Genomic DNA, 361 nt, shown 5'->3' with positions numbered 1-361 from the left:
AGATTGAGAACCGTTTTGACATTCGTGTCCCTGTAACAGAGTTTGGTCGTGACGACTGGAATACAGCTAATAAAATCATAGCTGGTATTGTGGAGCTACAAAATGCTTAAACGCTTATGGATGATCTTCGGACCGGTCTTGATCGCTGGTTTGTTGGTTTTTCTGCTCATTTTCTTTTATCCTACTGAGATGCATCATAATCTAGGAGCTGAAAAGCGTTCAGCAGTGGCTACTACTATCGATAGTTTTAAGGAGCGAAGTCAAAAAGTCAGAGCACTATCTGATCCAAATGTGCGTTTTGTTCCCTTCTTTGGCTCTAGTGAATGGCTTCGTTTTGACGGTGCTCATCCTGCGGTATTAG

The 361-nt window shown here is 42.4% G+C and carries 1 protein-coding gene; it reads left to right on the top strand.

Features of this window, described 5'->3' with window-relative positions; translation table 11 throughout:
* Window positions 1-102 precede the first annotated feature (102 nt).
* The coding region (locus EDI28_RS26680; RefSeq protein ID WP_199287528.1) for a D-alanyl-lipoteichoic acid biosynthesis protein DltD at window positions 103-361 on the top strand (259 nt) is incomplete at its 3' end.

This window comes from Photobacterium chitinilyticum (genome assembly GCF_004104355.1).
Classification (GTDB): Bacteria; Pseudomonadota; Gammaproteobacteria; order Enterobacterales; family Vibrionaceae; genus Photobacterium; species Photobacterium chitinilyticum.
Note: the sequence above shows the minus strand (reverse complement) of the source record. Positions and strands in the feature narration are given on the sequence as shown.